Annotated in this window: 10 protein-coding genes; 5 read left to right on the top strand and 5 right to left on the bottom strand. The window is 69.3% G+C overall.

Going from position 1 to position 12,476, the window contains the following annotated elements; all coding sequences use genetic code 11:
- Nucleotides 1–7 precede the first annotated feature (7 nt).
- From CSX12_RS00990 to CSX12_RS00980, 3 genes are all read right to left on the bottom strand, one after another.
- Nucleotides 8–913, bottom strand: coding sequence for a carbohydrate ABC transporter permease (locus CSX12_RS00990; RefSeq protein ID WP_017202996.1), 906 nt, complete (start codon nt 911–913; stop codon nt 8–10).
- Entirely contained in the window at nt 910–1,815 is a 906-nt protein-coding gene (locus tag CSX12_RS00985; RefSeq protein ID WP_017202997.1) for a sugar ABC transporter permease, read from the bottom strand. Before CSX12_RS00985 ends, CSX12_RS00990 begins: the two co-directional genes overlap by 4 nt.
- Nucleotides 1,816–1,890: 75 nt before the next feature.
- A complete protein-coding gene (locus CSX12_RS00980; RefSeq protein WP_124894537.1) occupies nt 1,891–3,138 on the bottom strand; it encodes a sugar ABC transporter substrate-binding protein in 1,248 nt (415 codons plus the stop codon).
- A 186-nt stretch (nt 3,139–3,324) separates the two neighbouring features.
- Between CSX12_RS00980 and CSX12_RS00975 the strand changes: the two genes are divergently transcribed.
- The 4 genes from CSX12_RS00975 to CSX12_RS00960 all read left to right on the top strand — a co-directional run bounded on the left by CSX12_RS00975 (nt 3,325) and on the right by CSX12_RS00960 (nt 7,839).
- Nucleotides 3,325–4,509, top strand: a complete 1,185-nt coding sequence (locus CSX12_RS00975; protein WP_124894536.1) for an ROK family transcriptional regulator — start codon at nt 3,325–3,327, stop codon at nt 4,507–4,509.
- Nucleotides 4,506–5,528 (top strand): Gfo/Idh/MocA family oxidoreductase, encoded by a 1,023-nt coding sequence (locus CSX12_RS00970; RefSeq protein ID WP_124894535.1) that lies wholly within the window; start codon nt 4,506–4,508, stop codon nt 5,526–5,528. Before CSX12_RS00975 ends, CSX12_RS00970 begins: the two co-directional genes overlap by 4 nt.
- Nucleotides 5,525–6,547 carry a Gfo/Idh/MocA family oxidoreductase gene (locus CSX12_RS00965; RefSeq protein WP_017203001.1) on the top strand — a complete coding sequence of 341 codons (1,023 nt, stop codon included), beginning with the start codon at nt 5,525–5,527 and terminating at the stop codon, nt 6,545–6,547. Before CSX12_RS00970 ends, CSX12_RS00965 begins: the two co-directional genes overlap by 4 nt.
- A gap of 287 nt (nt 6,548–6,834) precedes the next feature.
- Nucleotides 6,835–7,839 (top strand): magnesium and cobalt transport protein CorA, encoded by a 1,005-nt coding sequence (locus tag CSX12_RS00960; RefSeq protein ID WP_017203002.1) that lies wholly within the window; start codon nt 6,835–6,837, stop codon nt 7,837–7,839.
- Between the two features lie 110 nt (nt 7,840–7,949).
- Here the strand turns inward: CSX12_RS00960 and CSX12_RS00955 are convergent, their stop codons facing one another.
- Nucleotides 7,950–8,414 carry a VanZ family protein gene (locus tag CSX12_RS00955; protein WP_124894534.1) on the bottom strand — a complete coding sequence of 155 codons (465 nt, stop codon included), beginning with the start codon at nt 8,412–8,414 and terminating at the stop codon, nt 7,950–7,952.
- A gap of 113 nt (nt 8,415–8,527) precedes the next feature.
- Between CSX12_RS00955 and CSX12_RS00950 the strand changes: the two genes are divergently transcribed.
- Nucleotides 8,528–10,222, top strand: a complete 1,695-nt coding sequence (locus CSX12_RS00950) for a serine protease (protein ID WP_124894533.1) — start codon at nt 8,528–8,530, stop codon at nt 10,220–10,222.
- Nucleotides 10,223–10,274: 52 nt separating this feature from the next.
- Here the strand turns inward: CSX12_RS00950 and CSX12_RS00945 are convergent, their stop codons facing one another.
- On the bottom strand, nt 10,275–12,461 hold the full coding sequence (locus CSX12_RS00945; protein WP_124894532.1) for a S8 family serine peptidase: 2,187 nt from the start codon (nt 12,459–12,461) through the stop codon (nt 10,275–10,277).
- Nucleotides 12,462–12,476: the final 15 nt, after the last annotated feature.

The following is a 12,476-nucleotide window of genomic DNA, read 5'->3' as shown; positions in this document are numbered from 1 at the left end:
CTTCTTCTCAGCCCTTGATCCCTGTGCCCGTCACACCCTCCTGCACGTACCGCTGAGCGATGAGATACGCGAGGAAGATGGGCAGCAGAGCGACGACGGATCCGGCGAGCATGGTGCTCAGCGGCACGTTCTGCTGCTGGAGCGACGAGATGCCCACGGTGAGGGTGAACATCGAGTTCGACTTGGCGATGATGAGCGGCCACAGGAAGTCGTTCCAGTGCCAGAGGAAGACGAAGATGCCCAGCGTCGCGAGGATCGGCTTGCACAGCGGCAGCACGATCCGCAGGAAGATGCGGAACTCGCCGGCGCCGTCGATGCGGGCGGCCTCGAACAGCTCGTCCGGCAGCCCCTGGATGAACTGACGCATCAGGAACACCGCCTGCGCGTTCGCGAGCGTCGGCAGGATGAGTCCCCAGTACGTGTCGATGCCGCCCAGGTTCGCCATGAGGATGAACGTCGGGATCAGCGTCACGTGGAACGGCACCATGACCATCGCCAGGAACGACCAGAACATGACCTCCTTGCCGCGGAAGCGCTTCTTGGCGAAGGCGTATCCGGCGAGCGCGGAGAGGAACAGCACGGCCACGACCGACACGAGCGAGTAGACGAGCGTGTTGAACAGCCAGCCCAGGATGTTCTGCCCGCCGAGCACCTGCTCGTACGACTCGAAGGAGATGTCCGTCCAGGGCAGCAGCGAGCCGGGCAGCTCCACGACCATGCCGGGCTTCAGGCTGAGGACGACCATGGCGTAGAACGGGAAGAAGCTCAGGATGCCGGCGATGCTCAGCCAGATCCACCGCAGGACGATGCCGCCGCGGGTGGGTTCGAGCGCCCGGAAGGAGCGGTTGCGGCGGGCGGCCGGCTTCGCGGTCGCCGGCGGGGTCTGCGTGGGCGGCTGGATCAGGGCGGTCATTTCTGCTTTCCGATCACGAGGCGCTGGATGAGGGCGACCACGAGGGTCATGATGAACAGGGCGACGCCGACGGCGGCCGCATAGCCGTAGTCGAAGTAGCGGAAGCCCTGGTCGTACAGCAGGTAGACGAGCGAGTAGCTGGCGTTGGCCGGGCCGCCCTGGGTCATCACGTAGATGACGTCGAAGACCTGGAAGGCGGCGGTCGTCTCGATCACCGCGAGGAAGAAGAACGTGGGGCGCAGGTAGGGGAAGATGATCCACCGGAAGCGCTGCCAGGCGTTGGCGCCGTCGACGAGCGCGGCCTCCTCGAGCTCACGGGGCACGTCCTGCAGCGCGGCGATGATGATCATCATGCCGTAGCCGAAGCGCGACCAGACGCCGACCACGACGATCGCCGGGATGACCAGGACGGTGCTGCCGAGCCAGGAGCCGCCGAGTCCGAGAGGCGCCATGAGCGCGGACCAGGGTCCGTTCGCGGAGAAGATCCACACGAAGATCGAGCCGGCGAGCACCAGCGACGTGATGACGGGCAGGAAGAAGATCGACCGGAAGAAGCGCGCGCCGCGGAAGGCGCGGCGCACCCCGAGGGCCATCACGGTGGACAGCACGAGGGCGATCGGCACGGCCAGCACGGTGTAGATCACGGTGGTGCCGAGGGCGCGCCAGAACAGCGGGTCGGCGACGAGGCGCTGGAAGTGGTCGAGCCCGCGCCAGGCGATCTCGCCGGAGATGTCGTAGTCGAAGAAGCTCAGCGCGACGCCGGCGATGCTCGGGCCGAAGCGGAAGGCGATGAAGAGCAGGAAGGCGGGGAGCACGAACAGGAAGGCCACGCGGGCTTCCCGTCGGGCGAGAACCCGGGTGACGCGCCCTGCGGGCTTCGGCGCCGTTGTGGCCGTCGTCATTGTCGATTCCTCACGTCGGGAGCGGAGAGAGACGGGGGGCGTGCGACGGCTCATCGCACGCCCCCGGGGTGGTGCTTACTTCTGGACCAGCGGAGCCGCGGCAGCCGCGGCGTCCTTCAGCGCATCGGCCGGGGACTTCTGTCCCAGCAGCGCCGCCTGGATCTCCGGGGCGAGCACGCCCATCAGCGCACGGGAGCTGCTGCTGAGCTCGCCGACGGTGGTGTCGGGCACGTACTTCTCGACCTCGCCGAGCAGCGGGTCGTCCGCGTCCGCGTACAGCGGCTCGGTGGTGCTCAGCGCCGAGAAGTAGCCTGCGGCGGTGAGGTAGGGCTCGACGACGTCGGCGCTGGTGGCGAACTCGGCGAACTTCGCCGCGGCGTCCTGCGCCTTGGAGCCCTTGAGCACCGACAGCGAGCCGACGGTGCCGTACGCGACGGACTCCTTGTCGGTGAGCGGTGCGAGCACCTTGACGTTCTCCTCGCCCCAGAACGGCGCGACCTCGGTCACGGCGTTGTTCCAGGTGCAGGCGACCTTGCCCTGGGCGATCGCGGTCTGCTCGAGCGGGACGTTGGTGGTCAGCGCCTCGGGGTCGAGTGCGCCGGACTTCGCGAGATCGGTGATGAAGGTGAGCGCCTCGTCGCCGGCCTTGCTGTCGAAGCCGACCTGGCCCTCGTCGTCGTAGACCTGGCCACCGGCCTGCCACAGCAGCGGGTAGAAGGTCAGGTTGAGGGTGTTCTCGGCGGAGGCCGGGTAGTTCAGCACGTACATGTCGGCGGCGGTGAACTTCGGCGCGATGTCGACGATGTCGTCCCAGGTCTCGGGATACTCGGTGACGCCGGCCGCCTCGAACGCCGCGGCGTTGCAGATGAGGGGCTGGGCGCTGGTGAGGATCGGCGCACCGAGGATGTCGCCGTCGATCGTGACCGAGTCCTTGACGTTCGGGAGCAGATCGTCCTGACGCTCCTGGCTGAGCAGGTCGTTCAGGGGTGCGATCGACTTCTGGTACGCCGCGAGCTGGTCGGGGATCAGGTAGACGACGTCGGGGCCCTTGCCGGCGGCGATGGCCGTCTGCAGCGCCTCGTCGCGGTTCGCCCACGGGAAGATCTCGTACTTGACGTTGACGTTCTCGTTCTCCTTCTCGAACTCCGCGATCGTGGAGTCCCAGAAGTCCTTGTGCACCGCCTCGTCGGCGATGACGGGGTAGAGCCAGACCGTGATGTCCTGCTCACCCTCTGCGGTGTTGCCTCCGCCGGCCGAACATCCGGCCAACAGGGTGGCGGCCGCGAATCCCGCGACGACGCCGGTGATCTTGCTGACGCGCATGGTGCTCCTTTGCTTATACCGTGCTGAGTACGGTTCATTATGACACTGCAATGGGATAATTCGTCAAGTACAAGTTCGCAGACCTGTGTTTCAGGCGTGTTTCCCGTTCGTCAACATCAAAGCTTGATCTGAGAATTCGGTGTGCTAATTTGATCGCACCCGACGACGGAGGAAGGAGGACCGCACATGGCCGTGACCGGTCCGCTCTCGATCGTCGCGCGATCCGCGCTCCAGCTGCGTGACGGCGGCCCCGCGACCGTCAACGAGCTGGCCCGCTCGCTCGAGATCTCGCGCACCTCCGTGGAGAACGCGGTCGCCGCCCTCGGCGAGTCCGGCCTGGTCGTCGACGCCCCCGCGCAGAACGGCGGCGGAGCGGGGCGCCCGGCCCGGCGCTACTCGCTCCACGCCGGCGCAGGAACCGTCGTGGGTGTGGACATCGGCGTCGCGAGCGTGCGCGTCGTGCTCGCCGACCTGGCCGGTCTCGTGATCGCGCAGCGCAGCTACCCCGGCGTCGCCCAGCACGCGGACGGCGCCTCCAAGCTCGCCGCGGTCATCGACGACGTGCGGCGGACACTCGCCGAGGTCTCGATCCCCGCCTCGCGCGTCCGTGCCGTCGGCGTCTCCCTCCCCGGCATCGTCGACGACGCGGGCCGCGTCACCACGTCCGTCGTCATCCCCGAGTGGTCGGGGATCGACATCGGCTCGCAGCTGCGGCAGGCGTTCGGATGCCCCGTCGCCGTCGACAACGGCGTTCGTCTGGCAGCCGTCGCGGAACACCATCTGGGGGTCGCGCAGCTGGTCGACGACGTCATCTACCTCTCGGTCGGCAACCGCATCGCGATGGGCCTGATCCTCGGCGGCCGTCCGCGCCGGGGCATCCACAACGCCGCGGGAGACATCGGGCGCCTCGCATTCCGCGGGCTGAACACCGAGACAGGGCAGATCTCCTGGCGCACGGCGCCGACCGCCGCCGAGGTCTTCGCGAAGGCGCGCGGCGGAGATCCGGAGGCGCAGCACGAACTCGACGGCTTCATCGACGAGCTCGCGCACGGCATCGCGACCCTCACCATGACGGTGGACCCGGCGATGATCGTGATCGGCGGCGGTCTCTCCGCCGCCCACGAGCAGCTGCTCGACCCGCTGCGCGCCGCGCTTCCAGGACACCTGGGCCTCCCATTCCAGGTGCCGGTCGCCGAAGCGCGCCTGGGGGCCGAGGCCGCAGCCCACGGGGCGGTCGTGCACGCGTTCCAGCGCCACGCCGCCGAGATCTACGGCATCGAGGACATGCCGGCCCCGCCGATCACCCCGCTGCCGCATGAGCCCGCGACAGCGGATCACGCCGAGGGCGACGACACCGAGGAGAAGAAGTGAGCACGTTGAAGGTCGGACTCATCGGCGCTGGAGGCATCTCCCGCGTGCACGCCGACGCCTGGCGGGCGCTCGGCGCGCAGGGGTATGTCACCTCCCTCGCCGGGGCGGAGGAGATCGCCGAGGAGTACGGTTTCGAGCTCGTGACCGACGTCGACGCCCTCATCGAGCTGGTCGACATCGTCGACATCGTCACCCCGAGCAGCACGCACGCCGACTTCGCCCTGCGGGCCATCCGACGAGGACGCGACGTGATCTGCGAGAAGCCGCTCGCCGCGACCGCCGAGGCCGCCACGGAGGTCGCGCAGGCCGCAGCCGACGCCGGCGTGCGCCTCTTCCCCGCGCACGTGGTGCGCTACATGGGCGAGTACGCGCAGATCAAAGCGAGCATCGAGGCGGGACGCATCGGCACCCTCGCCGTGCAGCGCTTCAGCCGCGCCGGGTCCGCACCGCAGACGCCCTGGTTCTTCTCGGAGCGTGCGGGCGGAGGCGTGATCCGCGACCTGATGATCCACGACATCGACCAGGCCGTGTGGTTCGCCGGCCCCGTCGCGTCCGTCTACGCGGTGCAGAATCCGCCGACGGTCGACGACCGCGTGCCGGCCCCTGTCACCGCGCACGTGGTGCTGACCCACCGCAACGGCGTCATCAGCCACCTGCACGCCAGCTGGGTCGCCCCGGGCATGCCGTTCCGGACCAGCGTCGAGGCCGCCGGCTCCGAAGGACGCCTGCGCTACGACAGCGCCGAGGACAACGCCCTGCGCACCGACGCCGTCGTACCCGAGGGCGACACCGACTACCTGCCGCCGATGTCCCCGGAAGAGAGCCCCTACTACGCGGAGATCGCGGACTTCGTCGCGGCGCTCCGCGACGGACGGGAGGCCAGGGTCAGCCCGGCCGACGGGATCGAGGCGGTCGCGGTCGCCGAAGCCGCCTACGCCTCGATCGCCGGCGGCGCTCCGGTCGATCTGCCGACGACCGTGTCGCACTCCCCCGTCGATGCCGAGGAGGCCGCCCGATGAACGCCCCCGCCCCGCTGCGCATCGCCGTGCTGTCGTTCGCGCACACGCACGCCCTCAGCTACGTGCATGCACTGAAGCAGATGCCGGGGGTCGAGCTGATCGCCGCCGACCCCGACGGCTCCACCGCCCCGGACGACGCTCCGCGCGGTGCGGCGCTCGCGGCCGAGCTCGGCGTCGCCTACGTCGAGACCTATGACGAGGCCTTCGCCTGGAAACCGGATGCCGTCGTCATCGCCGCGGAGAACTCACGACACCGCGGCCTCGTCGAGCGCGCGGCCGCCGCTGGCGTGCATGTGCTGTGCGAGAAGCCGCTGGCGACCACCGTCGAGGATGCGATCGCGATGCGCGAGGCCTGCGAACGCGCGGGCGTGATCCTCATGGTCGCCTATCCCGTGCGGTTCTCGCCCGTGGTCCGCGACGCGATCGCCGAACTGCGCAGCGGTCGACTCGGCCGCATCCTGGGCGTCACCGGCATCAACAACGGCAAGCTGCCCCAGGACCGCGCGTGGTTCACCGACCCTGCGCTCGCCGGCGGCGGTGCGCTGGTCGATCACGTCGTGCACTGCGCCGACCTGCTCGACGAGCTGCTGGGCGAGCGGGCGCAGTCCGTGCGCGCGGTGTCGAACAGCATCCTGCACGCGCAGCAGGAGCTGGCTGTGGAGACGGGCGGACTCGTCACGATCCAGTACCCCAGCGGCGTGGTCGCGACCATCGACTGCTCGTGGAGTTGGCCGCTGAGCTCGGCGACCTGGGGCGGCGTCACGCTGCAGGTGGTCGCCGAGCGCGGCACCGTCACCGTCAGCCCCTTCGCGAAGGGCGTCGCCGGACACGATGCGCACGGCGAGACCTGGAACCCGGTCGGCGCCGACCTCGACGCCCTGCTGCTCGAGGAGTTCGTGCGTGCTCTGCGCGAGAAGCGTCAGCCGCAGCCTGATGCGGGCGTCGGGATCCGCACGGTCGAGATCGTCAAGGCCGCGCAGGCGTCCGCCGCGCGCGGAGGCGACGTCGTCGTCCTCTGACCAGACAGTCTCCTGAGCGAACGCGAAGGGAGCCGTCAGCAGACGGGAGTATGCTGGGGCGTCGGGCCGTTCGGCCCGCACGAGTCCCGAAAGGCGGTGATGGCGATGTCCGACGATAGTAACGACGCCGCCCTCGCTGCGTCGCGACTCCCTGCGCTCTCACGTTGACCCTTCGGTCCGCGACCGCACGTCATGCTCCGCAGCCGTCGGCGGCGTCCTCCGCCCCCTGACGAATCCTGCGCACGGCGCTCTCCGCTGCCGTGCGCCTGCGAGAACGGAGCCGCATCATGGCGCTCATCGACAACGGCGTGTACGTCCACGGACGTCGCGTGGAGACCCCCAAGAACCTGGACGAGACCTACCGGATGCTGGATGCCGCCGGCGGCATCGCCTGGATCGGGCTCTACCGACCCAGTCCCGAAGAGGTCGCATCCGTCGCGCGGGAATTCGACCTGCATCCGCTCGCGGTCGAGGACGCGCTCTCCGGGCACCAGCGCTCGAAGGTGGAGCGCTACGGCGACACCCTCTTCGCGGTGCTGCGCCCGGCGCGCTATCGCGACAAGGAGGAGTCGATCGAGTTCGGCGAGCTGCACCTCTTCGTCGGCCCCGACTTCGTGGTGACGATCCGGCACGCCGAGTCGCCGAACCTCGCCGCCGTGCGCGCCCGCATGGAGGCGCACCCCGAACTTCTCGCGATGGGACCGGAGGCCGTGCTCTACGCGATCCTCGATGAGGTCGTCGACGGCTACGAGCCGATCGTGGCGGGACTGCTGAACGACATCGACGAGATCGAGGATCAGCTCTTCGGCGACGGAGACGACGACAGCGCGCTCTCCCGGCGCATCTACGAGCTCTCCCGCGAGGTCATCAACTTCCAGCGGGCGGTGCACCCGCTGAACGGGATGCTGGAGTGGTTGCGTCGCGGGTCGGAGAAGTACCGCATCGACGAGGAGCTGCAGCGTTCGTTGCGCGACGTGCTCGACCACACGATCCGTGTCAACGAGCGCGTCGACTCGTTCCGGGCCATCCTCGAGAACGCGCTGACCGTGCACTCCGCGCTCGTCGCCCGGCGGCAGACCGAAGCCGGGTTGGCGCAGAACGACGAGATCAAGAAGATCTCGTCGTGGGCGGCCATCATCTTCGCCCCGACGCTGGTCGGCACGGTGTACGGGATGAACTTCGATGTGATGCCCGAGCTGCACTGGGCCTTCGGTTACCCGATGGCCATCGGCGCGATGCTCGCCTTCGCGATCGGCCTGTTCGGAGTGTTCAAGTACAAGAGGTGGCTCTGACCCTCGCCACCCTGCGCGCCGGCCAGCGCGAGATCAGGCCATCGCGCCGCATCAGGCAGTTTCCCCACACGGGCGCCTGATCCGGCGCGATGGCCTGATCCGGCTGCCACTCACGCGGAGCGCTGATCGGCCTCAGCCGCGCGCCGCACGCGGCGATGGACCTCGCGGATCACCCCGGCGACGAAGGCTCCGACGATACCGCCGACGGTGTTCCAGATGATGTCCTGCCCATCGGGGACCCGACCGGGGATCAGCGCCTGCCCGTTCTCGATGGCGAAGGAGACGACGAAGACGAACACCGGGGTCAAGGGCCACAGGCCTCGCGGCAGCAGCAGCGCCAGCGTCGCGCCGAGCGGAACGAAGAGGATCAGGTTGAGAGCGCCCTCCACCTGGACATGGGTCAGGGAGGCCAGGAGCGAAGCACTGACCATGTGCGCGAGATCCATGAAGGCGGAACGGGCGGGCGCGACCAGCTGACGAGGGGCCAGCGTGACTCCGATCACGGCCAGGGCGGAGATGCCGGCGAGGAGCAGCCGAGGAACGAGAGTGCGTCGGGCGAGAGTCGTGTCGGTCATGCCTCCAGTTCAGCGGAGCCGATGTTGCGGGAGCGTATGCATCTCGCACGCCTCCGCGCGATGTCAGAGATTTCATACACGGACGCAACATCCGCCTTCCTAGCGTCGACCGCATGAAGTCACTCAGATTCATCATGTCCGCTCTGCTGGCCGCTGCTCTGCTCTTCGCAGGCACCGCGCCGGCGCTCGCTGTCAGCAACGGAGAGGAAGCAAGCGAGAAGTACCCGTTCGTGGGAGCGTACAAACCCGGTTACCCCGTACCACCCGGCGCCGGCGGCAATGGATGCGGCGTCACCCTCATCGACCCGCACTGGGGGGTGACAGCGGCGCATTGCCTGAAGAACAACCTCGCCCAGTATGACTCTCCTATCGGTTGGACGGTGCAATTCGCGTCGCCCGACGTGACGAAGGGGGGTGAAGTCGCCACGGTGAGCCGCTACTTCCGCATGTCTGCTCCAGGAGAACTCTGGTGGGGCAAGGACGTGATGCTGCTACGGTTCGATACCGCCGTCTCTCAGACGCCGATTCCCGTCGCCTCCGAGAAGCCGACGCCGGGGACGTCCGCTCGCATCGTCGGCTGGGGTGACACGTCGATCGACGCTTCTGGGGTGTATCCGAAGATGCTGCAGGAGGGCGACGTCGAGGTCCTCCCGCCGTCAGGATGCCCGAGCTACGGCGGGGAGACGACGATCTGTGTGGGCGGGGAGGCCAAGACCGGTAACGCGGACTCCGGGGGGCCGCTGCTCGTCCGTCAAGGTGACGGGTGGGCGATCGCCGGAGTGCTCTCCGGTCCCGATCCCAGGAACGCCGACTCCTCGGGGGTTTATACGGAGCTGACCAGGCACCTCGATTGGATCCGCACGATCATGGCGACGCACGAGTCGATCCCTGACGATGAGATCGATATGGGTACAGGGGGGTTCCCGGCGTTCCCGAACTGCGAGTCCTCGATCGTGCGCACCGCTGCGTCGCAGGACGACGATCCGGCGCTTCTTCTCACGAACGGGCACTGCGTCCCGAACCTGGACCCTGGCATGGAGATGCCGGAACCCGGGTCCTCGATCGTGGATGAAAAGGTCGAGGCGCCGATCTCCTTCATCGATGCCGGCGGCTTCGGGTTCCACACGGCCCGGATCGACCGGCTGCTGTTCGCCACCATGACAGGCACGGATGTCGCCGTCTACCGCCTCGACGCTTCCTACGCCGAGCTGGAGCAGAGGGGTGTACGCGTACTGCGCGTCACCAGCACACCGCCGAAGACCGGCGACAAGGTGACGCTCATGGCGACCGATTTCCTCCTGGGAGGACCGCGGGAATGCACGATCGAGGCTGTTGTGCCCACGCTGAGCGAGGACGGCTACGAACAGCACGACTCGCTGCGGATGTCGGAGGCCGAGAGGTGCAAGTCTCAAGGCGGCTACTCGCGCGCGGCCCTTCTCGCCGCGGATGGCAAGACCCTCGTCGGTGTCAACAACTCGAGCAACCACGACGGGAAGAAGTGCGTGCTCGACAACCCCTGCGAGGTGAGCGCGGACGGCGAGAAGAAGATCTATCGCGAGCGCCCCTACGGACAGCAGATCGTGGAACTCAACGACTGCGTCGCTGCGGGATCCGTGCTGGATCTGGACGCCGATGGCTGCGACCTCGCCGCCGACACCGACCCACCGGCGATCGGTGCCGGATACGTCCTCGGTGCCGTGATCCTCGTCGTCGGCGGGGCGGTGGTCGTCTGGATCATCGTCACGCGGTCGGGGACCCGGTCGCGACGGAACGCCATGGATCCGGCGGCCACCTCGGACGACCGCTGACGCGACGGAAGGCCCCCTTCGCGCGAAGGGGGCCTTCCCGGTTCCGGCGGCGCTACTTCACGGTGATGACGGGGAACGGCGGGTCGTCGGTCCCGGCGCGGACGGGGATCTGCAGCTGCGCCTTCTGCGTCGAGTCGAGCGTGAGCGTCCACCGGAGTCCGCGGTCGGTCCGCTCGATCTCGCCGACCGAGGGCGTCGGCAGCGGGAAGTGCTCGTATGCGGAGAGGTCGATGTCCACCGTGCCGGCACCTGCGGAGGCTCCCGCGTTCGTGAGGTCCACGCGGACGAGCGTGTCGTCCTGCGGCCCGGACTGCGGGGAGATCTGCACGGAGTAGGAGAGCGCCGATGCGGTGTGCACGGCGAACGGGACGGGGGCCGTCGGCGCGGAGGCGTCCTCTCCGGCGACGGTGCGCGCCGTCACCTGATATCGCCCCTGCGGAAGCGGTGCCGTCGCGGTCCAGCGCCCGTCCTCCCCGACGCGGATGAACCGCAGGTACGGGGTGAGCTCGCCGTCGGCGACGCGAACGCGGACGAGGGTGCCGGGGACGCCGGTGCCGGTGATGCGCGTGCTGTTCGCGTACGTCGTCGAGTCCGGACGCGGCGTGAGCACCGTCGGAGCAGCCGGAGAGGTGCGGATGACGATGGGGGCGGATGCGCTGCCGGCGACGAGCTTCGCCGCGCCGATCGGAGCGTCGTCCGGGACGTCGAAGACGGTGGCGAAGCGGCCGGCGTCGTCCGTCTGCACCCGCTGGGTCTGGGCGCCGATGCGCAGCTCGACCGTGCTGTTCGCCGGATGGCCGCTTCCACTGACGCGGAAGGGCTGGCCGGTGAGCGCAACCTTCGAGTACACGCCGACGGCAGGAACAGGTGTGCCGGTGCCCGCATCGTGGAGCCCGGCGCCGACCAGGTCGGACCCCGCACCGGAGAGCGGGTCCGCGGTCTCGGTGATGCGCCGCGTCACCCCCTCCGGCGTGAGAGCCGGGTCCTCGGAGAGGATGCGCGCGGCGAGGCCGGCCACATGCGGCGACGCCATCGACGTGCCGGGGAAGGAGGCGTAGATGGACCCGTCCGCCTGGCGCGGCACCGCGGACCACACGATTCCGGGCGCGGCGACCGTGACCTTGCCGACGCCGAAGTTCGAGAACCCCGCGCGGATCAGAGCCCCCGTGGTCTCGTCCTGGTCGACAGCGGCGACGGAGATGACGTCCGGCAGTCCGGCAGGCGCCTGCAGGCACGACGAGGTCACCGGTCGCGGCTGCGCCTCCGCGTCGTCCGGGCTCATCACATCGGTCGTCACGGCCGCCAGGTCCTGGCCCTCGTTCCCCACCGCGGCGACGTTGAGCACCCCCTGCTCGCGGGAGTAGGCATAGGCGCGACGCAGCGCTTCGAGGGCGGCGGCCTGCGTGTCGGCGTCCGCGCACCACAGGTACCACGGGTCGACGAAGTAGCTGTGGTTCACGATCGGGATGCGGTGCTGGGCGGCCCACATCGTCGCGCAGATGCTGGCCTCGGGGTAGATGAAGCCGGACTGGTTGTCGACCTTGATCGCCGCGACGCGCGCTTCGGGGGCGACGCCGCGGATGCCGCTGCCGTTCGCCGCTCCCGCGACGCTGCCGGCGACGTGGGTGCCGTGCGCCCCGCCCGGACCGGCCCCCGGACGCCACGCCTCCGGACGCGTGTCGGGGACGCCGTTGACGCCGCACCCCACCGACAGGGACGGGTCGATCCGGTCGGCGAGGTCGGGGTGCCCCGCGTCGACGCCGCTGTCGGCGATCCCGACCACGACTCCCTTCCCGGACGCGGTGGTCGCGCCGATGGCGACCGTGTCCCAGGCCGTGCCCTCGGCAGGCATCGAAGCGGGCTCCGTCGTGGCACCGGCTGCGGAGTCTCCGGGCTCCGGGAGGACGTCGGGCGTGGTCGCGGTGCGCGTGGGGCCGACCGACTGCACCCAGGACAGCTTCCGCAGTTCCGCGCCGAAGCCACCCTCCGGCGCTCGAGCGACCGTGACGCCGATCTCCGGGTACGAGATCAGCATCGTGCCGCCGGCGTCCGCGATGGCCGCCGCCACCGTGTCGGTGCTCGTGCGTCCCGGCGCGGTGTTGACCACCCAGTTCAGGGCGGCCTCTCCTTCGGCGGGAGCGGAGGCGGCGGGGAGGGCCGTCAGCGGGGCGCTCAACCCGAGGACGGCTCCGACGGCGAGGACGGCACAGGTGCTGCGGACGATCGTGCGACGGGTCATTCGGCTCTGCCTTTC

The sequence above is a fragment of the Microbacterium sp. Y-01 genome (genome assembly GCF_003856715.1).
GTDB lineage: Bacteria > Actinomycetota > Actinomycetes > Actinomycetales > Microbacteriaceae > Microbacterium > Microbacterium algeriense.
Note: the sequence above shows the minus strand (reverse complement) of the source record. Positions and strands in the feature narration are given on the sequence as shown.

What these genes read in the sequence shown, in the direction of transcription:
- CSX12_RS00945 (WP_124894532.1), bottom strand. Translation starts at nt 12,461, where the DNA reads ATGACCCGTCGCACGATCGTCCGCAGCACCTGTGCCGTCCTCGCCGTC.
- CSX12_RS00950 (WP_124894533.1), top strand. Translation starts at nt 8,528, where the DNA reads ATGAAGTCACTCAGATTCATCATGTCCGCTCTGCTGGCCGCTGCTCTG.
- CSX12_RS00975 (WP_124894536.1), top strand. Translation starts at nt 3,325, where the DNA reads ATGGCCGTGACCGGTCCGCTCTCGATCGTCGCGCGATCCGCGCTCCAG.
- CSX12_RS00980 (WP_124894537.1), bottom strand. Translation starts at nt 3,138, where the DNA reads ATGCGCGTCAGCAAGATCACCGGCGTCGTCGCGGGATTCGCGGCCGCC.
- CSX12_RS00955 (WP_124894534.1), bottom strand. Translation starts at nt 8,414, where the DNA reads ATGACCGACACGACTCTCGCCCGACGCACTCTCGTTCCTCGGCTGCTC.
- CSX12_RS00965 (WP_017203001.1), top strand. Translation starts at nt 5,525, where the DNA reads ATGAACGCCCCCGCCCCGCTGCGCATCGCCGTGCTGTCGTTCGCGCAC.
- CSX12_RS00990 (WP_017202996.1), bottom strand. Translation starts at nt 913, where the DNA reads ATGACCGCCCTGATCCAGCCGCCCACGCAGACCCCGCCGGCGACCGCG.
- CSX12_RS00960 (WP_017203002.1), top strand. Translation starts at nt 6,835, where the DNA reads ATGGCGCTCATCGACAACGGCGTGTACGTCCACGGACGTCGCGTGGAG.
- CSX12_RS00985 (WP_017202997.1), bottom strand. Translation starts at nt 1,815, where the DNA reads ATGACGACGGCCACAACGGCGCCGAAGCCCGCAGGGCGCGTCACCCGG.